The following is a 21424-nucleotide window of genomic DNA, read 5'->3' on the forward strand; positions in this document are numbered from 1 at the left end:
CAACAACGGAAGCGAATGAATTACAATAAGGCTTTGAGCAACGTTGAAAGGAGATTCACCCAAGTGGCTAAGCAGAAATTTTATGTAGTATGGGAAGGCAAGCAGCCTGGAGTCTATGGTACCTGGGCGGAATGCCAAGCCCAGACAGATCATTACACCGGAGCGAAATATAAATCTTATGAATCCAAAGCGGCTGCGGACGCCGCCTACAAGGCGGGCTGGAAAGGCAATTGGGGTACAGGTGCTACAGCAGGCGGAGCCAAGCCTAAAGCAAGTAATCCATTCAAACGCAGCGCCGCTGTGGAGACCTCGGAGGAGATCGACTACGATAGTATCTCGGTGGATGTCGGGACCAGAGGCAATCCCGGTCCAGTGGAATATAAGGGTGTCGATACGCAGACCGGCGATGTTATTTTCTCCTGTGGGCCGATTCGGAAGGGAACGAATAATCTTGGTGAATTTTTAGCGATTGTACATGCCCTTGCCTACTTGAAGAAGCAAGGTAGCAATCGAACGGTTTACAGTGATTCTGTTAATGCCATCAAATGGGTGAAGCAGAAGAAGGTAGCAACGACTCTGCCGCGCGATGCTTCAACGGAAGAAATCTGGCAACTGATTGATCGGGCAGTGCACTGGCTCCAGAGTAATACCTATGATAACAAGCTGCTGAAGTGGCAGACCCGCGAATGGGGCGAGATTAAGGCGGATTACGGTCGGAAGTAGCGGAGTAGGTCTACCTTAAATGATGATTCTTCTATCATCGGCTCGGCCACGGCTTTATAATAGGATTATAAAGAAGTTAGCAAAGTATCATTCATGGTAGCAGGAGGAACAACTCATGTTCGGCAACGATTGGGATAAAGTATTGCAAGAGGAAGTAGAAAAACCGTATTTTGATGAACTGCGTTATGCCTTGGCACGGGAGTATAAGACTCACACTGTCTATCCGCCCAAGGAGGACCTGTTCTCTGCACTGAAGCTTACACCTTATGAAGGGACTCGTGTAGTTATTCTTGGACAGGATCCTTATCATGGAGAGGGACAAGCCCATGGACTTAGCTTTTCGGTGATGCCTGGCGTACGGATTCCGCCTTCGCTGCGAAATATCTATGCTGAGCTCAATGAGGATTTTGGGATGCAAATTCCAAACCACGGTTACTTGAAGCATTGGGCGGAGGAAGGTGTGCTGATGCTGAATGCGGTATTGACTGTCCGTGAGAGTCAGCCCAATTCTCATAAAGGTCTGGGCTGGGAGCGTTTCACAGATGCTATTATGGCAAAGCTAAATGAGAGAACTGTACCGATGGTCTTTATTCTTTGGGGTAGTCATGCTCAGAAGAAAGGGGCCTTTATCGATAAGAACCGGCATTTGGTGATCCAGTCGCCGCATCCGAGTCCGCTTTCGGCGCATCGCGGGTTCCTGGGCAGCCGCCCGTTCACGCAGGCGAACCGGTACCTGGAATCCCACGGGTTGCAGGGGATTGATTGGACCATACCGAATCTGTAGGGATTCGGACACAGCGAAGGGGGTGGAGCCATGCGCCATTGGGTGGGCAGACCAGTCATAATGTATTGCGGTGAGAAGCCGTACACGATCATGAAGGGGATTCTCCGCAAATGGGACCTTTCCCTGCGGATTGCTGTAATCGGCCATCAGGAGATTACGGTGCCTTTTCAGGATATTGTATATATCAAAGCCTTGGCGCCCAAGGAGAGAGCGCTGCCCCCTGCCCTTCATGCCGTCGGATATGTCATGCGGGAACGACAACAGTTCGATAACGCGGTCTATTTCAAGTCGGCGGTGACCGTCTGGAAGGGCGATAAGCTGATTGCTCTCAATACCACCATAGTGTCACATACGAAAGGCTCTGTGATGCTGGAGGATGGCCAAAGTCTGATGAAGGGCAATCACATCTTTGTAGTGCGCTCCTTGCGGGGCTGAGACGAGGCTATCCTCAGGCTCAATATGTAACTATAGAATCGCTCCTGGCGGATAAGAGGACAGGTCCTTTAATCCAGCCGGGAGCGATTTTTTCATGGACAGCACCTTACATCTGTTCTTCTTTAATCTGTGGTTCCTTGGCAGAGTTAGAGTCGCCGGTTCGCTCCGCAATAATAATCCCGTATAGCCGCCGTACAATAATCTTGAGGATCATATACACCGGGAGTGCAATCAGCACACCGATGATCCCGTAAAAATCCCCGCCGATCAGCACCAGCAGCACTGTGGTTAGCGGATGCACATCCAGCGACTTCCCATACACAATTGGCGAGAGCAGGTTATCTTGAATCTGCTGGGCAATCACAATCACAACTGTGGCCCAGATCGCCATCGTAGGCGATTCGATAAAACCGACGATGATGACCGGCACAGCCGAGAGCAGAGACCCGACATAAGGGATGAAATTGAGCGGAATCGCAATAACAGCCAGCAGCAGTGAGTAAGGCAGGCCGATAATCAGAAATCCTATGTACAGCATGATCCCCAAAACGACGTTCAGCAGGACACGAGTTACGATGAAGCTGCTGAGGGCACTGTCGATCTCGCGTAGCATTTCTTGACCAGGCTTACGAAATCTTCGCGGAACTAGACGTAGTAGAATCGGCGCCAGCTTGTGTCCGTCTTTGAGCATATAGTAGAGAATAATGGGCAGCGTGGCAATGATAACGACAATATTGGAAATGACCCCGATGAGATTACTAACGGAATTCGATACCCAATTAATTGCATCGTTCAGATAAGCGGACAAACGTGCCGCCAGATCCGATTCTCCTGTGAAAAAGCGGGACCACATTGGATTCTGCCGCAAGTCGTTGAATTGATCCTGCAGGCCACTCACAAGCTGCGGTGTGTTGTCGATGAAGGTCTGAATCTGCTCCTGCAACGTAGGCCAGACGAGTACCGAGAAGAGCACGAACAGGCCAATAAAAACAAGATAAATCAGCAGGATAGAGATCATCCGGTTCAATTTTCGCCGCTCCAGAAGGTTCACCAGTGGCCGGAGCAAATAATACATAAAGCCTGACAGCATCATTGGCACCAATAGTAGTTTGAGAATCGCGAACAGTGGAGTGAACAGGAAGAAGACCTTGGAGCCCAAATACAAGATTAGCAAAAAAGCAATAATAGCCACGCTTGTCCGAAAATACTTGCTTTGCTGCATGGCAGCACCCCCCGATTACGTTCTATTCCTATACTTGACCCGATTCTATATTTATAAACAGAAATGGTAGGGGTAACGCATGGGGGATAATATAAATACCAGTTTGTAAAATGTAGAATAAAAGGTTCTGTGATAAATTCGTATACTTACAATTTTTGGTTGGGAATTATCAATTCTGTAAGTGACTGGACTGCACAAATAAAAATCGGAAACAAAGTGCTTGGGCAAGACGGTGAATTCTATAGAAATCCAAGCAATATTACCCACATTCCTGTTGATTTTGGGAGGTAAAAAAATGTTGTTGGATTATTATAAATCGTTACCTGATTACATTTCTACAATTCAACTAATAGAACTGTTTGAAGAATTTTTATTTTCAATTAGTTCACGAACTATTGATGTAGAAATTGCCTTAGAGTCATTGTTTGAATTATCGGACAGGCAATGGCATACGTATGAGTTATTGGACTCTGATGTGAAAAGTGAAATTGAAACATGGATAATTGGTATTTGTAATAAAGAATCAATAAATGAAATTGAGTTGATCGCATCAATTATCGGTAGACTAGGTTTAGTAAAAGTTTATAAGCATCTGGAAAATTTATTAAATAATGATAATGTGAAAAATGAAGTTAGAATCGTTATTCAAGAAACTGTTGCTGAACTAGATGGACATGTCGAAGACCCTTATTTTAGAATGAAGTAATATAGTGCAGAAACCTTGATTGGCAATATGCCTTTTCAAGGTTTTTTCTTTTGAGAGGGGCTACCCAGTGCCGAATGATCTCACCATTTAAGTAATAGCAAGTATACCCCATGTATATTTGTATAAATATATTCCCTCATTGCTTGTACACACATAACGGCTTGATTTTTATTACCTAAATACCGCTATTGCCCTGCACCCAACAGGTGCTAACGGCCAGACCATACTGAGCTGAAGCAGCGCGGGGATGCCGTGACGAAAGGAATCACGATTTATTTATAAGGGGAATTTGAGCTCACCATGTAGAGGGTGGATGTCATATACTATACATGCCGAAGAAGGACATTTAGTGTTGCTCTTGCACAAGGAGATAGCCTAATTTGTTGTTACTCCAGATAAAAGCAGAACGAGTCGTTTTATCTTCTTCTCCGAGGTTGATTTTTTTTTCTGGATAGGACTTTTTCATAAGATCTGATGATCGCAAGCGGGGTAACACCGGTCTGACCTCCGGTCTCCTTGGTGATCTCCTTGGCTTTGACAAGTGACAAAAAGGCGAAGAAGTCGCCCAAGGCAGTAAGTCCGGCCCCGATGATGGCATAATCTTCGGCGCTTAGCTCGTTAGCCTCTACACCTTCACCTCCGGAATTATTGGAGCTATTTCCATTACTATTCGTGGGCATTCTCGTTCACCCGCTTTCTCTAATGTACTATAAAATATGTCGTGAGGTGCGATAGGGAAATAGGCGATTTGGACGTAATTTTAAACAAGTGAAGGCATCCGGCGTATCCATCATAATTCAGATGAAGCCCCCAGAACGCCTCGTCTATAATAAAAGGTGGCGCACAGAGAATACCCTGTGCGCCACCTTTTATTTAACCTATGATTCTTGTACCCGTCGTTGAATCTTGTAGAGGCATTTGCGTCCGCCTTCAGCCAGACAATCCGGCCGGGATACCTCTGCTTCCAGCAATGATTCGAATAGCTGTAACTCGCATCGGCAGGCGTGATTGTATTGGTTGGCGATTTGGGAGATCGGACAGTTGTATTCTATTAACGTATACTCGTCCTCACTGGTTTGATCCCATTCCACCATGTATCCATTCTCATTTTGAAGGCTGGCGAGCAGCTCTACCTTCTCATGAAAGCTTTTATTCTGCATAGCACCGTTATATTTCTTGAACAATTTCTCTTTCCGGCGTTCAAACAGCCGTTCTACCATATCCTCACCGGTCTCCTGTACCAACTCATCGAGCAGATCCAGGGCTACGGCGTGATATTTATTGGGAAAAAGCACACTGGAGCGCTCTGTCAAATGATAGGTCGCTGTTGGCCTGCCCATGGGCTGCCGGATGGTCCGCGCTTCAATAAATCCATCGCGTTCCAGGACATCAATATGGCGACGCACCGCCATGGAAGTGATGTTAAGTCGATCAGTCAGCTCTTTGGCTGTCAGCTCATCATTGGTCTTTAGCAGATGCAATATCGTCTCACGAGTGGACAAATCCTCTTTGGGTTGCACGGTTAGCTCACCGCCCTTGTCTATACCTTTATTTAGCGCGCTGCACTCGTAACCGCGGCGCATTCGTCCGAGCAATGACCGCTGTGCTCTGCTTCACAGTCCTCACAGCAAATATGCTGGAGATGGCAGGCATCGTTGGCGCAGTTGATGAAACGGTCAGCCGGCTTGCCGCAGTGGTGGCAACGACCAACCACGATATCCTCGTCGGTATGATTGATCTGAACGGAGATCCGTTCATCGAACACATAGCATTTTCCATCGAACAGTCGGCCTTGTACCTCAGAGTCTTTACCATAGGTGACAATCCCGCCATCCAATTGATATACATTCTGGAAGCCTTCCTTCATCATGAAGCCGCTCAGCTTCTCGCAGCGAATCCCGCCTGTACAGTAAGTGAGGATGTGCTTATCCTTCATATCGCTCATATTCTCGCGAATCCAATCCGGGAATTCCTTGAAGCTGTCCACCTCTGGCCGGATCGCGCCGCGGAAATGACCGAGGTCGTATTCGTAACCAGTACGACCGTCCAGAACGATAACATCGTCGCGCTGTAGCATTTCGTGGAAGTCCTTTGGAGCCAGATGCTCGCCAGTGATTACGTTAGGGTCCAGTTCTTCCTCGACGCGGAAGGTTACAAGCTCTTTTTTATAACGCACGAAGATCTTCTTAAAGGCATGCTCATCAGCCTCATCAATCTTGAAGACGATGTCGCTGAACAGTGGGTTCGCGCGCAAATCCTTCATATATTGTTCGGTTTGGGCAATCGTACCGGATAATGTTCCGTTAATGCCCTCCTCAGAGATAAGAATCCGTCCTTTTACGTCCAGCTCTTTGCAGTATGCCAGATGTTCTTGTGCAAATTGTTCAGCGTCCGGCAATTTTACGAATTTATAGTAAAGCAGAATTGCATATTCCGATTGTGGCTTCATTTAGTTCACCTGTCTCATTAGAATTACACTTCACGTGCACGGTACTTTAACTACTAAGTAAATGTTTAACTATAAAAAGTATTGTAACATATTATCAAGGCTTGACAAGAGATACTCTTGAAGCGGTATGGTTATAGCGCGGAATCTGACGAGAAGAACAGTGTAAAGGATATGTCAGAATCATCACAAATATGGGGATTTATTCACTGCATCTTGAAGAAACCATTGCGTAACTGCAAAAAAGATTATACTTAGAAAATAGATGAAGGGTAATCATGGAGTGAGCTCTGGGCTGTGATCCTTAATTTACCTAGTTTAGAAGGAGAATAACACCATGAAATTGATAGCCAACCTCTCTCTTCAGAAAAAAATAATACTGTTAATGCTGATTTTGTACCTCCCGCTTCCGCTGCTAGGTCAATTCTGGTACGAAAAAAGTCATAAGGTCATTCGGCAAAATACCATTGAATCAAGCTATCAGCTGGTTGAACAGGTCAATAGATATGTTGACACGTATTTTCAGGACATTGAGCATCAAATGTATCCGATCCTGGTGAATGAGCTAACACTGCAATTTTTAAATGATTCTGTAAGCGGTTCCTATGATCGTTTTCTGCGTTCCAACCGAATCGAGCGAGAGCTTTTGAATCCGCTAACAAGCAACCGCGAAGGCATTCGGGGAATCTCTCTGGTTAATGGGGAGGGGAGGGCGGTATCATCTTCAAGTTTCTCTTCCGCAGAGCGGAGATATAAGGAATATAACGCTAAGATTGCGAAGACCGGTGTCTTTGAAGTCATGGGCTTGGAACAGGATGAATGGAGCCCACCTTTTCTATCGATTGCACTGAAGTTCAACAGCACGAATTATAGCACCAACAGCGGACTGTTGATTATAGATTTGAAACTGGATGAGGTTATCCAGATTGCCCGGAATGTGCGGATTGGCAAAACGGGGTACGTCTGGATTGCGGATAGCAAGGGCAGTGCGATTTATCGGCCTGGCAGTCATCCCAATGAGGGATTGTCTGCTGATTATGCCAAGGCTATGGGCGATAAGCGTCAGGGAACACTGACGATGCCTGGTGAATCGGGAGACAAGCTTGTCATGTTCTTTCATTCTAATGCCACGGGCTTGTCACTGTTCGCGGAGGTACCACTTGCTGAATTGAATGGGCCTTTACTGCAAATCAGCAGAATTTCTACTATTGTCTTGCTGCTGATCTTCCTGCTGATCATGATTATAGTCAGCGGGGTGATGTACATGCTTAGTAATTCGTTGCTGACACTATTGCGGGTAATGAAGCGAACTCAGCTAGGTGAGCTGGGCGTTAGGGCACCGGAGAACCGAACCGCAGAAATAGGTAGCTTGTACAGAGGCTTCAATAAGATGGTTGATGAAATCCAGATACTCATCGATACGGTGCACCGGGCTAAGCTGAGGGAGAAAGAGCTGGAGGTGAAGCAGAAGGAAGCACTTCTTCTAGCCATGCAGGCTCAGATCCACCCTCATTTTCTCTATAATACGTTGGAATTTATCAACGCCAGTGCAATTGTAGAGGGCAACCGGAAGATTAGCCGGATGATCGTCTCCCTTGGGGATATGTTTCGATACAGCGTAAGAAACCCGAATGAAAGGGTCACGCTTGCCTCGGAGATTGGACATGTGTCTGCCTATCTCTCGATCCAGGCCGAACGCTACGAAAGTCTCTCCTGCTTTATTCAAATCTCTGAAAAGGCGGGAGCGCAGACCTCAGCGATCAACTCTATGCTGCAGCCGATCGTCGAGAATTGCTTCAAGCATGGATTTGATAAATATAAAATCGTCCCCAATTACATTCGCATTTCGGAAATGCAGGTCGCAGCCGGCTGTTTAATATCGATTGAAGATGGGGGCGGTGGCATGTCTTCGGATACTATGGAGCGCTATAATCGCCTCTTTGATCTATCCGAGGATGAATTACTGGAACTGGAAGCAGAGAACAAGCAGAAAGGGATCGGCTTGCTGAATGTCCATTCCAGATTGCGGCTGCTGTTTGGTGAGCCGTATGGTCTGTTTATTTCGACCTCTGGTCCAGATGGGACTTGTATCGATATATTGTTGCCTACGCACATCGCGGAATTAGAGCAGGAACAACAAGGAGGCATGCATGATGTATAGAATCGTCCTTGTGGATGATGAATCCATGAGCAGAAAAAGTTTGGATAAAATTCTCACTTCGGCCAGTTCTCAATACCAAATTGCCGGTGAAGCCGCTAATGGGGCTGAAGCTCTTGAGCTGATACGGCTTCAACAGCCTCATCTAATTATTACAGACATCAGTATGCCTGTAATGGATGGGATCGAGCTGATCCAGCGAATGCGGCAGGATGGCTATGATGGTGAGATTATCATTTTGTCGGGGTATGGGGAGTTTGAATATGCCCAGGCCGCCCTGCGCCATGGGGTAGTAGATTATCTGCTGAAACCGCTGAAGGAGGAATTGGTTGTAGAGCTGGTTGGTCAACTATTCCAGCGTTTTGCCAGCACGCGCCAGAAGGCAATGGTAAAAAATCAGCTTTTAGCCCCGGTTATATCAGCTGCAGAACGAATTGCCACGGCGCTCTGGGCAGCGAATGCACCTGTTCTTTCACTGGAAATCGATAATCTGCTGAAGCTGCTGGGGCATCAGGAACTTTCCTATGAGGAGCGGCGCACGCTTTTGGAAAATGCAGCCTCATTGATCCAGAATCAGCTGGAGGAGCGGCTTTTGATTAGCCCATGGGAAATTCCCTACGATGAACCAGGGTACACCACACTGGAGTCATCATTCAGAGACTGGCTGGAACGGAAGCTGGCAGAGACCCGGGACAAGCGGAATTGGGGAAGACGCAGTGCCACCCAGCAGGCGATGGACTATATTAATCAGCATTTCTCCGACAGTGAGCTGAGTCTGGAGAAAGTGCTTGAAACGCTGGATATTTCCACGACTTATTTTTACCATTTGCTGATGGAAGAGACAGGGATGTCCTATATTGCCTACCTGACTCATGTTCGTATGGAGCATGCCAAAGCATTGCTGACAGGCACTTCGCTGAAAACATATGAGGTCGGACAGCGCTGCGGTTATCCCGATTATTCCCATTTCACGAAGCGTTTCAAGCGGATGATCGGCCTTTCGCCCTCAGAATTTAGAAAACGGATGCAACAATAATGTAACCGCTAACACTCAGTGATGAAAAGACCATAGTGAAATGAAATCTCCATTTTTTTGCCCCAGACAATTCTCTACAATAACGATGTAGACAAGAAATACAACTAAGAGGGGGAATTTTGATGAGCAGAAAAGGTAGTGTCTTGGGCACGGCCATGCTGGCATCCGTAATGCTGTTATCTGCTTGTGGTGGCAATTCATCCGGCAACAATAGCAGTAATTCTGCTAGCGAGGGTGATAGCACAACACCGGCGGTGGAGAAGGTTAACGAGTTCGGCTGGAAGCTGCCACAGAAAACAACGCAGATTCACTTTTTCCAAGCAGAGAAAGGAAATCCAGATAAGATTAACAAGAAGCAAGCAGCTTTCCATGATTATTTGCTGACGAACTTCAATGTAGATATCAAACGATCATCTCTGGATGTCGATCCTAAAGAAAAATTGAATCTGATGCTGGTATCCGGTGATTACCCAGAGGTCATTGCGGCCATGGATGATTCCCAGATTTCCCAGTGGAAGGCACAGGGCAAAATCATCGACTTGGCCCCGCTGGTAGATAAATACGGACCGAATCTCAAGAAAGAGCTGGGATCCCGTTATGAGACCTATCTTGACGCAGATGGCAAGCTGTGGGGACTTCCTCGTGGTTGGGGATATCTGCCTATTCCTGATTTTACCGCTCACATCCGTTGGGACTGGTATCAGGAGATTGGTGCTCCAGAGATCAAAACGCCTGATGATTATTACAATGTTCTGAAACAGATCGTAGCCAAGCATCCTACCAATGACAAGGGTGAGAAGAACTATGCTTTGTCCTGGAATAGCGATGTTAGAATTGACAGCGCTCTCGGCTTCTGGGGCTTAAAAGATGGCTTTAAAGAGGACGGAGATCACAACCTGACTCACTGGCTGAACACGACAGAGGGCAAGGAAGGTCTTCTCTACTACAACCGTTTCTTCCGCGATGGTCTGATGGATCCAGATGCATTTATCAATAAGTTCGACGACTGGAAAATCAAGTTCTCCAACGAGCGCATCGCCGGTCATATCGGCCCATGGTGGCAATCCTGGAATGCCGGCCATGAAATTTGGCAAAAAACAGATCCGGATTACAAAGAAGACAAACGTTTCGTACAAATGGCATTCAAAGCTCCTGACGCAGAGAAAGCTTATCTATCCGCCAAGAATACACATGGCTGGAATTACACGGTAATCACAGATAAAGCAAAAAATGCTGAAGAAATTATCAAGTTCCTCGATTTCACAGTTTCACCGATCGGTACTCGTCTGATGGGTTGGGGTATTCCGAACCTGCCGGAATCCTATTGGAACTATGAAGGTGATGGCAAATGGTCCTTCAATGAGGAACAGAAGCAAACGCTTCTGGACGGCAAGCTGGATTTTGAGAAAACAGAGACAGCTAACGGCAGCAACTCTTTCTGGCTCGCGTACCCGCAAGGTTTGTTGAGCGATGACAACAAGAGCACCGCTTGGTTCGATCAGAACTTCATTGCGGATGAGAAGTGGAAAAAGCTGATGAACGATAATGTCAAGGATACGATCTATGACAATACAGAGCAGCGTGTTAGCTTCACAAATGACAACCCGCTGACGATCAAGAATCAGCAGATTGAAGATTTGATCAAAACAGGATTTGTTAAAGTCATTATGTCCCAGTCCGAGGATGAGGCATCCCGTAACTTCGATGATCTGCGTGACAAGGCTAACAAACTGGGGCTGAAGGATCTCGAGCAGTATCGCACAGAGGAATATAAAAAGAACCTCGCGCTCGTGAAATAACAAGGAGAGATTTGGAGGGAAACCTACTATGAATTACCTCAAGCGATTTTCCCGCGAACGGCAGCTGTGGCTGTTAAGTTTGCCAATCATCCTATGGGTACTCGTGTTTGCCTATTATCCGATGTATGGGTTAGTAATCGCCTTTCAAAATTATGTTCCAGGGCAATCCCTTTTTGGAAACTGGATCGGCTTTGACAATTTCATTCGGTTCTTTAACGAACCTGACTTCTGGATGATTATAAGAAATACGCTTGTCATCAGTATGCTGAATTTGCTAATTGGCTTTCCAGCGCCGATTCTGCTGGCACTGCTGCTGAGTGAAGTGAAAAGCAAGGCTTTTAAGAAAACCATTCAGTCACTGTCTTATGTACCTTACTTCATCTCATGGGTCGTGGTGGCCAGCATTCTGTTCACCCTTCTGGGAAGTGACGGTATTATCAATGACTTGCTCGTCCGCTTCGGCTGGATCGACAAGCCGATTCTGTTCCTCGGTGAGGGTAAATATTTCTGGGGGATTCTGACTTCCGCCAACCTGTGGAAGGACGTCGGTTTCAGCTCAATCATTTACCTGTCTGCTATTGCAGGGATCGACAAGGAACAGTATGAGGCTGGCAGAGTAGACGGTCTGGGGCGCTTTGGACTGGTATGGCATATTACACTGCCAGGTATTCGTGCCACAATCGTACTATTATTCATTCTTGCGCTAGGCGGTATCCTGAATGCGGGCTTTGAGCAGCAGTTGCTCCTCGGAAGTCCCAACACGAGGGATTATCATGAAGTCATCGATACGTATGTATACCGGTTCGGGGTACAACTTGGTAACTACTCCTATGGTGCTGCGGTCGGCTTGATGAAGAGCTTGATCGGATTAACTTTGGTTATAACAGCCAACCGCGTGTCCCGAAAACTTATGCAAACGTCTATTTTCTAGAAAGGAGAATGCTTCGATGACTTCACGATCGGTTCCTTGGTCACAACGCTTATTTGATATTGTAAATGTCTTCGTTCTGTTATTATTCGGTATTGCTGTAGCCTATCCATTCTTCAATCTGCTGGCGCTGTCGCTGAATGACGGTGCAGACGCGGCGCGTGGTGGTATCTACATCTTCCCACGGGTGCTGTCGTTCGATGCTTACAAGCTGTTGTTCGAGAACAGCAAGCTACTGGAGGGCTTTGGCTGGTCCGCTCTTCGAGTAGCGGTTGGCACGAGCACCAGTTTGTTCGTCACAGGTCTGCTGGCTTATATCGTCAGCGTCCGGCATTTCTCGGGGCGTAAGTTCCTCCGTGTGTTGTTTCTAGTTACGATGTACTTCAACGGCGGATTGATTCCGACGTACCTGCTCATGGTGAAGCTGGGCTTAACGGACTCCTTCCATGTGTATTGGATTCCGTCTTTGATCAGCGCGTACTATATGCTTCTGATGTCTTCCTATATTTCGGAGCTTCCTGAAGCCCTGTTTGAATCTGCGAGAATTGACGGTGCCACCGAGCTTAAGATTTATATCCGCCTGGTGTTGCCAATGTCGCTTCCGGTGTTCGCAGCGATCTTTATCTATTCCGCGGTAGCACACTGGAATTCGTGGTTTGATGTAGTGCTGTATAATTCCAGCGGAAATTATGACACGCTTCAGGTTTATCTGCGCCGATTGCTACTGGAAGTAGAAGCTTCACAGCAAATCATGGACCAGCAGCTTCTGCACCAGAAGTTCAACAGCTTGTCGCCACTAACGCTACGTGCGGCTACAACCATTGTAGTAACGGCTCCAATCTTGCTGATCTATCCGTTCTTGCAGAAGTACTTTATCGGCGGCTTGACGATTGGTTCGGTTAAGGGCTGATACAGCTATCACTAGAGGAGAACCCAACAGGAGGAACTATGACGAATTTGATTGACGCTCTTCTCCCTACCGTGAGAGTGGTAAGCGAAGAAGATTTCTTTGAAATATCCAAGACCTTTGAACGGGCCGAGGAACATCTGTTGTTCATTGGCATTACCTTGAAGGCGAAACGAAACGGTACCCCGCCAGTATGTACGATTAGCTGGTCGATTCCCGCACAAGATATTCATTCGATGTGGCACCCTGGCGTCGAGCGGAATCGGGCATTCCAGATCGATTGGGGCTCCGGCTTTAACAGCCGGATCTCTTCCCAGGCGCCTGTGACGGCCTTGTTAAATCTTGCTGGGAAAAACCGGATGACATTTGCTTTTACAGATGTCTTGAACAAGATTGAAGTGAAGGCGGGGATTCATGAGGAGGATTCCTCTTTCCTGTGCTCGCTGAAGCTCTTTGAAGAACCTGTGCCTAGCCTGGATGTATATGAGGCGGTACTGCGGATTGATACCCGAGATATCCCGTATCATGAGGCATTAGCAGATGTCAGCCGTTGGTGGGAGCAGCAGCCGGGTCTTGAGCCCGCTAGCGTTCCTGATGCTGCTCTGCGTCCGATGTACTCCACTTGGTATTCTTACCATCAGGAGCTGACGGATTCCGCACTTGAAGACGAATGTCGTCTGGCCCGTGAAATCGGCTGCGACACGATTATCGTCGACGATGGCTGGCAGACGGATGATAATAACCGCGGCTATGCTTTTACCGGGGACTGGGAGGTTTGTGAGACCAAGATCCCGGATATGAAAGCACATGTGGATCGAGTTCATGACCTGGGCATGAAGTATATGCTCTGGTATTCGGTACCGTTCGTCGGCCGAAAGAGCAGGGTCTGGAACACCTTCAAGGACAAAGTGATCAAGGTAGAAGAGGGACTCGATGCCGGCGTGCTTGATCCGCGCTTTCCTGAGGTGCGGGAGTATCTCTTGCACATCTATAAGCAGGCGGTGACAGAGTGGGGCATCGATGGACTAAAGCTGGATTTTGTAGACAGCTTTCAGCCAAGAGAAGGTGAACTTCCTCAGGAAGGGGGCGGCCGCGATTACCGTTCCATCCCGGAGGCTGTAGACCGGTTGTTCACTGACATCATGCAATCGCTTAAGGCCATCAAGCCGGATATTCTGATTGAGTTCCGTCAGAGCTATATCGGACCGTTAATGCGCAAGTACGGTAACATTTTCAGAGCAGGCGATTGTCCGAATGATTCCATTCAGAACCGTGTCCGTACACTCGATCTTCGGCTGCTGTCCGGCAATACGGCCGTGCACTCCGATATGATCATGTTCAACCCACATGAGGAAACTGCCAGCTCGGCTTTGCAGTTCATCAACAGCCTGTTCTCTGTGCTGCAGATATCAGTAAGGCTTGCAGAGATCGGTGAAGAGAAGACTGAGATGCTGCGGTTCTGGACCGGCTTCAGCCGGGAATACAGTGATGTGCTCCTGAGCGGAACCTTGTTACCGGAGCACCCGGAACTGCTGTATCCGCTGGTGACGGCTAGCAAAGACAACGTTCAGGTAATCGCTTGCTATGCCGAAATGGTCATCACGCCACAGGGAACGCCTGAGCGTCTGGCGATTGTCAACGGAACCTATACCGACAATGTGATCGTCAAATGGACGTCTGAACCTGCCGCTTATGTGGCAGTGATTAAGGACTGCCGTGGGCAAGTCACGAAACAGCTGACGCTGGAACTGCGGGAAGGACTGCTGGAGTTGTCGGTGCCACGTGCTGGCGTAGCTATTTTGACCCGACTACAGTCATAAAAGGTGAAGAGGGAGTGCAGATGTCTGCATTCCCTCTTTTTTACATTGGCTTAACAAACCGTAGCGTATTTCTCGAAATATAGCCATTGTTACCGCATTTCGATGTATTTTTTAATGTTTTTTTAAATATAATGGGAGAAAAACAGAAAGGGCGAAATCATCATTTTTACACAAAGGTGTTTAGAGTATCTTCTTCGCGTGGTATAATGTCAACAGAACTTATCAAATTAAAGAAAGGATCAGGATACCATGTGTCCCCGAAGGACGAATCCCCAAAGGACGATTTGGAAACGTTATGATCTGTCTTATACTTAGCTTCCCTGTCGAAGATGCGCGTACCGTTAATTGACGAAGCCGCTCTACGTACGAGGGAAGGGAGTGCATTATGCGAAGGAACACCTCCGGTTCAACCCGTCGTAGAGGTTGGTGGGACGTCTAGCCGCCATTTACGATAAGGGGAGACCAGTATGAGGAAACACAATCACGGAGCAGAGCTTCTGCTGCGGTTGACAGTCATTTTGTTAGGAACATTGTTGCTTGCATTTACGTATTATCACATTAATTATCAGAACCATTTGACCGAGGGCGGGTTCGTAGGATTATCGCTGCTTGGTAAATATGTATTGGGCATTTCGCCTTCACTTTCTATTTTGATCCTAGACATACCAGTACTTCTGATTGCCTGGTTCTTCAAAGGAAAAGCGTTTGTCTTGAATACATGTGTTTCTGTAGGAGCGTTTACGCTCTTCTACGGACTGATGGAACATTACTCCGGGTGGGTCATCAATCTGCATGATAATTTGCCGGTTGCGGCTCTGTTATCAGGGGTACTGACAGGTCTGGGAGCTGGAATGGTGCTTCGCGCAGGCGGGGCGAGCGGTGGTGATGATATTTTGTCGCTGCTGATCAGTGAATGGAAAGGAATTAAGGTCGGTACGGTCTTCATCCTGTTGGATGTTATCGTGCTAGCATTGTCCCTCTTCTACATGCCATTAAAAGAGACGCTATACACGGTTATGGCTGTCGTTGTGGCAGGTTATGTAATTACCTTTACAACCTCTCTGGGCAAAGGAAAGCTGGCGAAAGCGCCAAAGCCGAAATTGCCAACACCACTGGGTAATCCCCAGAATGTGCGATAAATGTGAACCAGGGCTGCATCATCAGTCAGCTATGGATATGGACATATTAGAGAGACCGGTCAGAATTTCTGGCCGGTCTCTTGCTGATTTTTAATGGATGCAATCGTCTCGAATACCCGCGAGTACACATCTTTGATGTTGGTATCATTCACAATGTTATTGTAAAGTCCAAACCCCCAATCCTGACGCGCCATTACTGGCGGATCTCCACCGGGTTGATCCTCAGGGTGCAGAAGAAACCCGGAAATATACATACCGGGATCTATGTCAAAAGTGCCGTATTCCAGATCCTCGACAGTAAAAAAGGCGGCGGGCTGCTTGGATTCTACGAAGAAGATGGGCAGCCTCGTCTCCCCGTACTTTTTCGCATATTGTCCTTCAGCGGCTTCGCGAAGATGCTCTTTCATAATAAAGACAGCGTCGTAATGGGACGCAAGCTCAGCCCCTCTTTTCAAATCATCAAAAGTAATTTCAGTGAAGGTCACATGTCTTTCTCTCACGATCGGCGGTTCGCCTATAACTGCCAGGCGTAAGCCTTTGCCACTGTACATGGGTGTATCAACGGATTGGGGGACCGATTTGAATTCACAGCCTGCAAACAACATGACCAGTGATACCAAGAACAGTAGTTTAATTGGTTTCATAGCGTTCATATCTCTAAAGCTCCTATCCAATTTATAATTGCAACGATATTCCATTATTTTACTTGTGATTATAGGATACCATAGAAAGTAATTGCTGCGTATTTCATAGCGCGTAATTTGACGTACATCACCGGTGCTGTATATATTAGTTGGCAAACCCCCGGCTAAAGAGGTCTGGGTCAATTGGAGGCGCAAATTAGTATGTTTAAAATATTCATTATTGAGGATGATCAGGGGCTGGTATCTTTGCTCCAGGACTACTTACATAAATTCGGTTATGAGACACAGGCGGTGGACAATTTTGAGACGGTGCGTGAGCAGTTCGAGGCGTTTGCTCCGCATCTGGTGCTGCTGGATGTCAATCTGCCTAAATTCGACGGGTATTACTGGTGCCGCCAGATTCGAGGTGTATCTACCTGTCCGATATTATTCATTTCGGCAAGAGCGGGCAAGATGGATCAGGTGATGGCACTGGAGAACGGTGCGGACGACTATATCACGAAACCCTTCGATTACGAGCTCGCTATGGCCAAAATCAAAAGTCAGCTCCGGCGCGCCTATGGCACTTACGCGGGAAACCTTAATGAACGGAGTCTTACAGTCTCCGGAATGACGCTGGATGTGGAACGGCTGGTGTTATCCCGGGGCGATGACCGGATAGATCTCAGCCATACAGAGGTCAAGATTCTGGACGAGCTGATGCAAAAAGCCGGAGCCATCGTCACCCGTGACCGCCTGCTGGAGAAGATATGGGATGATCAGGTGTTTGTCGATGACAACACGCTTAATGTATACGTGACCCGTGTCCGCAAAAAACTAGCGGTGCTGGAGATCCATGACGGCTTGCAGACCGTGCGCGGCCAAGGTTACCGGCTGACACCGAACTGGGGGAATGGGGAGTGAAGCTATTTTTACGGGAGCAAAAGACGTTAATCCTTGTATATCTGTCCCAGCTAGCAGTCATTACACTGGTGTACAGACTGGATGGTGGCAGTGACGTCAGTGTCAGTCTGTATGCCGATATTCTTAGCACTTGTCTGCTGCTTGTCTACCTCGGTTTCCGTTACATCTCCAACCGGACCTTTTACGAACGAATGACTGCTCGGCCTTCCACGCTGGATGAAACGGGCGGGCCATCGCAGGATACGCCGCTGGCTGAGAGTCTGCGCGGGCTGCTAACTCATCAATTTCGCCTCTATAAAAATGATCTGCACAGCTACCGCCACAAGTTAGAGGAGCATATTCATTTCATCAATCAATGGGTTCATGGCATGAAGACCCCGTTGTCTGTCATTCATCTAATTATTCAAGATAAAGATGGCCCGCCCTTCACGGCGATCGGAGACGAGCTGGACCGTCTGAAGAAAGGACTGGAGACCGTGCTGTATACAGCACGACTGGATACGTTCGAGCATGATTTCTACGTGGAGCGGATGGAGCTGCAGACCGTCCTGCGGCGAATCACCTCAGAGCAGAAGCGACTGTTCATCCGTAGTCGTGTATATCCGTCTATTACAGTAGAAGACAATATTGCTGTGACCTCGGACGAGAAATGGCTATCTTTTGTGCTGACCCAAATCATTACAAATGCGGTCCGATACACGGTAAAAGAGGGAGCAGTCATTCATTTTGCAGGCTACCTGCAGAATAACAGGGTAGTGCTGGATATACGTGATGAGGGGGTAGGCATTCCGCCGAGCGATCTGCCGCGGGTGTTTGACCCTTATTTTACTGGCGTAAATGGCCGGAATTTTCAGGAATCCACCGGAATGGGGTTGTACCTGGTCAAGCAGATCTGTACCAAGCTCGGTTATGAGGTAAGCATCATTTCAGAAGTAGGAAAAGGCACCACAGTACGGATTGTATTCTAACCACCTTACAATTGTGTAAGGTAACTGTAAGTTTCAGAAATAGCTAGCGCCTGTGACGTGTTTGTATAATAAAACCATTCCAGGCCACGGAAGGAGCGACGACACTTGCCCATACTTGAAGTCAATAATTTATCCAAAATTTATGAGGGCCAAGTGTCCACGCATGCGCTGAATCATATCCGGTTTGCTGTGGAAAAGGGCGAATTTGTCGGTATTATGGGACCCTCAGGAAGCGGGAAAACGACTTTGCTGAACGTTATCGCCACCATCGATCAGCCTACCTCCGGTGAGATTTCGATTGGTGGACGAGACCCTAATCTGCTCAGCAGACAAGAGAAGGCCTTGTTCCGCCGTCATGAGCTGGGTTTTGTATTTCAACAGTTCAATCTGCTCGACACGCTCACCGTGGAAGAGAACATCATCTTGCCGTTGACACTGGCTGGAGCCTCTATCCAGGAGATGGAAAGCCGGCTGCTACAGGTATCGGAAACACTTGGCATCGGGCATCTGCTTAAGAAGCGGACGTACGAGATTTCCGGCGGGCAAATGCAGCGGACGGCCATCGCCCGCGCGATGATCCACCGACCTGCGCTGATTTTGGCCGACGAGCCTACAGGCAATCTGGACTCCAAAACATCGACTGAAGTGATGGGTATGCTGGAGCAGATCAATGCTTCGGAGGGGGCGACGGTGCTGATGGCTACACATGATGCCGTGGCCGCGAGCTTCTGTCACAGGGTGATTTTTATCAAAGACGGGCGATTCCACAGCGAGATGTACCGGGGCAGCAGCCGGGCCGCCTTCTTTCAGAATATCATTGATATGCTGTCGCTGCTGGGAGGCGCGGGCCATGACCTTTCGGCAATTCGCTTATAGAAATGTAATTCGTAACAAGCGGAAGTACGCCGCCTATTTTGTCAGCAGCTCGTTCTCGGTGATGATCTTCTTTCTGTGCGCTCTGTTTATTTATCACCCGGATTTGTCTAAGGATCTGATTTTCAGTACCGCCACGCGGACAATGATGGTAGCCGAAGGGTCCATTTTTGTATTTTGTTCTGTGTTTGTACTTGTATCGGTGGGCTCTTTTCTGCAGTCCCGCAAGAAGGAATTTGGTATTCTGCTGATGCACGGGATGACGAAGCGGCAGCTGCACCTGATGGTTTTTTTGGAAAATATGATGATCGGCAGCACGGCAATTGTCACCGGTACCGGACTGGGCCTGCTGCTTGGCAAGCTGTTTTTGATGATCGGCTCCGGCTTCCTTGGCATTCAACCGCTTCCCTTTCATCTGCCCTGGCAGGCCCCAGTGCTGACCATTTGCAGCTTTGTGCTGTTGTTTGGACTGATCTCGCTGTGTACGTTTGCTCTAACGGGTCCTGAAGACCCGATGCCGCTGTTCCAGGGTGAAGGCAAGAATGAAGAAGAACCTAAGGCTTCTATAGTGCTTGCGCTTTTGTCAGCAGTTTGCCTAATCGTTGGGTATGTAATGGCTGCTACAGTGCGCGCGGCTTTGGTGGATGTCATTATGTTGCCTGTTGTGGCTATTACGGTAGTTGGAACTTATCTGTTCTATACCCAACTGAGTCTTTACATTGTGAAGCTGCTGAAGAGAACTCGGCGGTTCTATTGGCATCGGATTAATCTGATCGCACTCTCAGGTCTGTCATCCCGCTGGAGAGAGAACGGACGCATGTTCTTTATCATCACGATTATTTCGGCTGTGTCCTTCACTTCTGTAGGTGTATTTGCTTCGATTCAGACATTGACCCGGGAACTGAAGCTTAATTATCCGGCGGCTGTGGGCTATGTGGCTAAAAGTACGGAAAGCGCGGCAGAAACAGAACAGCACCTGGATAGCATTCGCAGAGAGCTCCAAGGCCGTGGTCTGCCCTTTGATACACTTAGCATTCCGATTAAATATGCAGAAGTGATATCGCAGACTGGCCCGGATCGGACCCGGCTGCTACCGCTGATCTCTTACAGCCTTTATAAGCAGGCGCTGCTGAAGGCTGGCTTCCGTTCGTTCGAAGGTCCGCTTGAAGGGCATGACGGACTGGTTATGATCGGTTCCCAGCGGGATCGTAGTCTGACGAGTGAACGAGTCAAGGCTACGTATACACTGCGGCAGGGGAGCATAATTCGGGAGATCGGCTACACGGAGGAATTACCGATTGCGAACCATCTGCTCCCGATGCTGAACGGCGTTGACGGGGGTGACTTTAGCGGCATTGTGGTTAGTGATGAGCTATATGACACTATCCACCCCGTGCAGACAGATAAGTACACAGGATTCTATGTCGCAGATTTGCTGCAGACAGTTGGAATCGCGACTGATCTTTCCGTCAAGGGCAAGAAGGCGTACGAGGCCGATTACCCTTATGCGATTGCGGTCAGCGGCACATTGTTTGAGATCCACAAGACACTGTACAGTACAATGCTGTTCGCTTCTTTGCTTGTGGGCACAGTATTCTTCATTGCAGCTGGCAGTTTTCTTTATTTCCGTCTGTACATGGATCTGGATTATGATCGTCTGCAATATTCCACCTTGGCTAAGATGGGATTAACGGACCGGGAACTGGACCGAATTGTGACATTTCAGATGTCCCTGATGTTCTTTGTGCCAATTGGACTGGCTATACTGCATAGTCTGTTTGCTTTTATTGCGCTGCAGCGTTTGTTCTACCTGTCGATTGTGACGGAGACAGGAGCGGTGTTGGCGGTTTATTTTGTCGCACAGGTACTCTACTTCTTCTTCATCCGAAGTCGCTATCTGCGCAATCTGCATAAAAATTTAAGGAGGATGTAA

Annotated in this window: 20 protein-coding genes; 15 read left to right on the forward strand and 5 right to left on the reverse strand. The window is 47.8% G+C overall.

Annotated features, from left to right (window positions below; genetic code table 11):
• Window positions 1-63 precede the first annotated feature (63 nt).
• The 3 genes from rnhA to ACFORK_RS02705 all read left to right on the forward strand — a co-directional run bounded on the left by rnhA (window position 64) and on the right by ACFORK_RS02705 (window position 1942).
• A complete protein-coding gene (gene rnhA / locus ACFORK_RS02695; RefSeq protein ID WP_379195330.1) occupies window positions 64-723 on the forward strand; it encodes a ribonuclease H in 660 nt (219 codons plus the stop codon).
• A 115-nt stretch (window positions 724-838) separates the two neighbouring features.
• Complete coding sequence (ung, locus tag ACFORK_RS02700) at window positions 839-1507, forward strand: uracil-DNA glycosylase (RefSeq protein ID WP_379195332.1); 669 nt, start codon at window positions 839-841, stop codon at window positions 1505-1507.
• 30 nt (window positions 1508-1537) lie between these two features.
• Window positions 1538-1942: a hypothetical protein gene (locus tag ACFORK_RS02705; RefSeq protein WP_379195334.1), complete on the forward strand. Its 405-nt coding sequence runs from the start codon at window positions 1538-1540 to the stop codon at window positions 1940-1942.
• 106 nt (window positions 1943-2048) lie between these two features.
• Here the strand turns inward: ACFORK_RS02705 and ACFORK_RS02710 are convergent, their stop codons facing one another.
• Window positions 2049-3164 (reverse strand): AI-2E family transporter, encoded by a 1116-nt coding sequence (locus tag ACFORK_RS02710; protein WP_379195336.1) that lies wholly within the window; start codon window positions 3162-3164, stop codon window positions 2049-2051.
• Between the two features lie 295 nt (window positions 3165-3459).
• Here ACFORK_RS02710 and ACFORK_RS02715 point away from each other — a divergent pair, with 295 nt between their 5' ends.
• Window positions 3460-3870: a hypothetical protein gene (locus tag ACFORK_RS02715; protein WP_379195338.1), complete on the forward strand. Its 411-nt coding sequence runs from the start codon at window positions 3460-3462 to the stop codon at window positions 3868-3870.
• A gap of 416 nt (window positions 3871-4286) precedes the next feature.
• Here the strand turns inward: ACFORK_RS02715 and ACFORK_RS02720 are convergent, their stop codons facing one another.
• The 3 genes from ACFORK_RS02720 to trhO form a co-directional block, all read right to left on the reverse strand.
• Window positions 4287-4550: a hypothetical protein gene (locus tag ACFORK_RS02720; RefSeq protein WP_379195340.1), complete on the reverse strand. Its 264-nt coding sequence runs from the start codon at window positions 4548-4550 to the stop codon at window positions 4287-4289.
• A 198-nt stretch (window positions 4551-4748) separates the two neighbouring features.
• The gene (locus tag ACFORK_RS02725; RefSeq protein WP_379195342.1) at window positions 4749-5465 is read right to left on the reverse strand and encodes a helix-turn-helix transcriptional regulator; all 717 of its coding nucleotides are present in this window, start codon (window positions 5463-5465) and stop codon (window positions 4749-4751) included.
• Window positions 5423-6319: an oxygen-dependent tRNA uridine(34) hydroxylase TrhO gene (gene trhO, locus ACFORK_RS02730; RefSeq protein ID WP_379195344.1), complete on the reverse strand. Its 897-nt coding sequence runs from the start codon at window positions 6317-6319 to the stop codon at window positions 5423-5425. Before trhO ends, ACFORK_RS02725 begins: the two co-directional genes overlap by 43 nt.
• Window positions 6320-6653: 334 nt before the next feature.
• Here trhO and ACFORK_RS02735 point away from each other — a divergent pair, with 334 nt between their 5' ends.
• From ACFORK_RS02735 to ACFORK_RS02765, 7 genes are all read left to right on the forward strand, one after another.
• Window positions 6654-8477, forward strand: a complete 1824-nt coding sequence (locus tag ACFORK_RS02735) for a sensor histidine kinase (protein WP_379195346.1) — start codon at window positions 6654-6656, stop codon at window positions 8475-8477.
• Window positions 8470-9510, forward strand: a complete 1041-nt coding sequence (locus tag ACFORK_RS02740) for a response regulator transcription factor (protein ID WP_379195348.1) — start codon at window positions 8470-8472, stop codon at window positions 9508-9510. Before ACFORK_RS02735 ends, ACFORK_RS02740 begins: the two co-directional genes overlap by 8 nt.
• Before the next feature lie 122 nt (window positions 9511-9632).
• Window positions 9633-11309 (forward strand): type 2 periplasmic-binding domain-containing protein, encoded by a 1677-nt coding sequence (locus tag ACFORK_RS02745; RefSeq protein ID WP_379195350.1) that lies wholly within the window; start codon window positions 9633-9635, stop codon window positions 11307-11309.
• A 28-nt stretch (window positions 11310-11337) separates the two neighbouring features.
• Window positions 11338-12240 carry an ABC transporter permease gene (locus tag ACFORK_RS02750; RefSeq protein ID WP_379195352.1) on the forward strand — a complete coding sequence of 301 codons (903 nt, stop codon included), beginning with the start codon at window positions 11338-11340 and terminating at the stop codon, window positions 12238-12240.
• Between the two features lie 16 nt (window positions 12241-12256).
• The gene (locus tag ACFORK_RS02755; protein WP_379195354.1) at window positions 12257-13147 is read left to right on the forward strand and encodes a carbohydrate ABC transporter permease; all 891 of its coding nucleotides are present in this window, start codon (window positions 12257-12259) and stop codon (window positions 13145-13147) included.
• Between the two features lie 38 nt (window positions 13148-13185).
• On the forward strand, window positions 13186-14964 hold the full coding sequence (locus ACFORK_RS02760; protein ID WP_379195356.1) for a glycoside hydrolase family 36 protein: 1779 nt from the start codon (window positions 13186-13188) through the stop codon (window positions 14962-14964).
• Window positions 14965-15431: 467 nt separating this feature from the next.
• A complete protein-coding gene (locus ACFORK_RS02765) occupies window positions 15432-16103 on the forward strand; it encodes a YitT family protein (protein WP_379195358.1) in 672 nt (223 codons plus the stop codon).
• 59 nt (window positions 16104-16162) lie between these two features.
• On the opposite strand, the gene ACFORK_RS02770 is transcribed toward ACFORK_RS02765, so the two are convergent.
• Window positions 16163-16756, reverse strand: coding sequence for a hypothetical protein (locus ACFORK_RS02770; RefSeq protein WP_379195360.1), 594 nt, complete (start codon window positions 16754-16756; stop codon window positions 16163-16165).
• A 192-nt stretch (window positions 16757-16948) separates the two neighbouring features.
• Here ACFORK_RS02770 and ACFORK_RS02775 point away from each other — a divergent pair, with 192 nt between their 5' ends.
• The 4 genes from ACFORK_RS02775 to ACFORK_RS02790 all read left to right on the forward strand — a co-directional run bounded on the left by ACFORK_RS02775 (window position 16949) and on the right by ACFORK_RS02790 (window position 21424).
• Window positions 16949-17650 carry a response regulator transcription factor gene (locus ACFORK_RS02775; protein WP_379195362.1) on the forward strand — a complete coding sequence of 234 codons (702 nt, stop codon included), beginning with the start codon at window positions 16949-16951 and terminating at the stop codon, window positions 17648-17650.
• Window positions 17647-18618 (forward strand): sensor histidine kinase, encoded by a 972-nt coding sequence (locus tag ACFORK_RS02780; RefSeq protein WP_379195364.1) that lies wholly within the window; start codon window positions 17647-17649, stop codon window positions 18616-18618. Before ACFORK_RS02775 ends, ACFORK_RS02780 begins: the two co-directional genes overlap by 4 nt.
• 105 nt (window positions 18619-18723) lie before the next feature.
• Complete coding sequence (locus tag ACFORK_RS02785) at window positions 18724-19494, forward strand: ABC transporter ATP-binding protein (protein ID WP_379195366.1); 771 nt, start codon at window positions 18724-18726, stop codon at window positions 19492-19494.
• Window positions 19469-21424: an FtsX-like permease family protein gene (locus ACFORK_RS02790; RefSeq protein ID WP_379195368.1), complete on the forward strand. Its 1956-nt coding sequence runs from the start codon at window positions 19469-19471 to the stop codon at window positions 21422-21424. Before ACFORK_RS02785 ends, ACFORK_RS02790 begins: the two co-directional genes overlap by 26 nt.

The organism is Paenibacillus sp. GCM10012306 (genome assembly GCF_042649265.1).
Classification (GTDB): Bacteria; Bacillota; Bacilli; order Paenibacillales; family Paenibacillaceae; genus Paenibacillus_AQ.

Bases quoted from the DNA above. Each gene is read 5' to 3' on its own strand.
- ACFORK_RS02790 (WP_379195368.1), top strand. From the start codon at position 19,469: ATGACCTTTCGGCAATTCGCTTATAGAAATGTAATTCGTAACAAGCGG.
- ACFORK_RS02710 (WP_379195336.1), bottom strand. From the start codon at position 3,164: ATGCAGCAAAGCAAGTATTTTCGGACAAGCGTGGCTATTATTGCTTTT.
- ACFORK_RS02760 (WP_379195356.1), top strand. From the start codon at position 13,186: ATGACGAATTTGATTGACGCTCTTCTCCCTACCGTGAGAGTGGTAAGC.
- ACFORK_RS02705 (WP_379195334.1), top strand. From the start codon at position 1,538: ATGCGCCATTGGGTGGGCAGACCAGTCATAATGTATTGCGGTGAGAAG.
- trhO (WP_379195344.1), bottom strand. From the start codon at position 6,319: ATGAAGCCACAATCGGAATATGCAATTCTGCTTTACTATAAATTCGTA.
- ACFORK_RS02720 (WP_379195340.1), bottom strand. From the start codon at position 4,550: ATGCCCACGAATAGTAATGGAAATAGCTCCAATAATTCCGGAGGTGAA.
- ACFORK_RS02735 (WP_379195346.1), top strand. From the start codon at position 6,654: ATGAAATTGATAGCCAACCTCTCTCTTCAGAAAAAAATAATACTGTTA.
- ACFORK_RS02770 (WP_379195360.1), bottom strand. From the start codon at position 16,756: ATGAACGCTATGAAACCAATTAAACTACTGTTCTTGGTATCACTGGTC.
- ACFORK_RS02740 (WP_379195348.1), top strand. From the start codon at position 8,470: ATGTATAGAATCGTCCTTGTGGATGATGAATCCATGAGCAGAAAAAGT.
- ung (WP_379195332.1), top strand. From the start codon at position 839: ATGTTCGGCAACGATTGGGATAAAGTATTGCAAGAGGAAGTAGAAAAA.
- ACFORK_RS02775 (WP_379195362.1), top strand. From the start codon at position 16,949: ATGTTTAAAATATTCATTATTGAGGATGATCAGGGGCTGGTATCTTTG.
- ACFORK_RS02750 (WP_379195352.1), top strand. From the start codon at position 11,338: ATGAATTACCTCAAGCGATTTTCCCGCGAACGGCAGCTGTGGCTGTTA.
- ACFORK_RS02715 (WP_379195338.1), top strand. From the start codon at position 3,460: ATGTTGTTGGATTATTATAAATCGTTACCTGATTACATTTCTACAATT.
- ACFORK_RS02765 (WP_379195358.1), top strand. From the start codon at position 15,432: ATGAGGAAACACAATCACGGAGCAGAGCTTCTGCTGCGGTTGACAGTC.
- ACFORK_RS02745 (WP_379195350.1), top strand. From the start codon at position 9,633: ATGAGCAGAAAAGGTAGTGTCTTGGGCACGGCCATGCTGGCATCCGTA.
- ACFORK_RS02755 (WP_379195354.1), top strand. From the start codon at position 12,257: ATGACTTCACGATCGGTTCCTTGGTCACAACGCTTATTTGATATTGTA.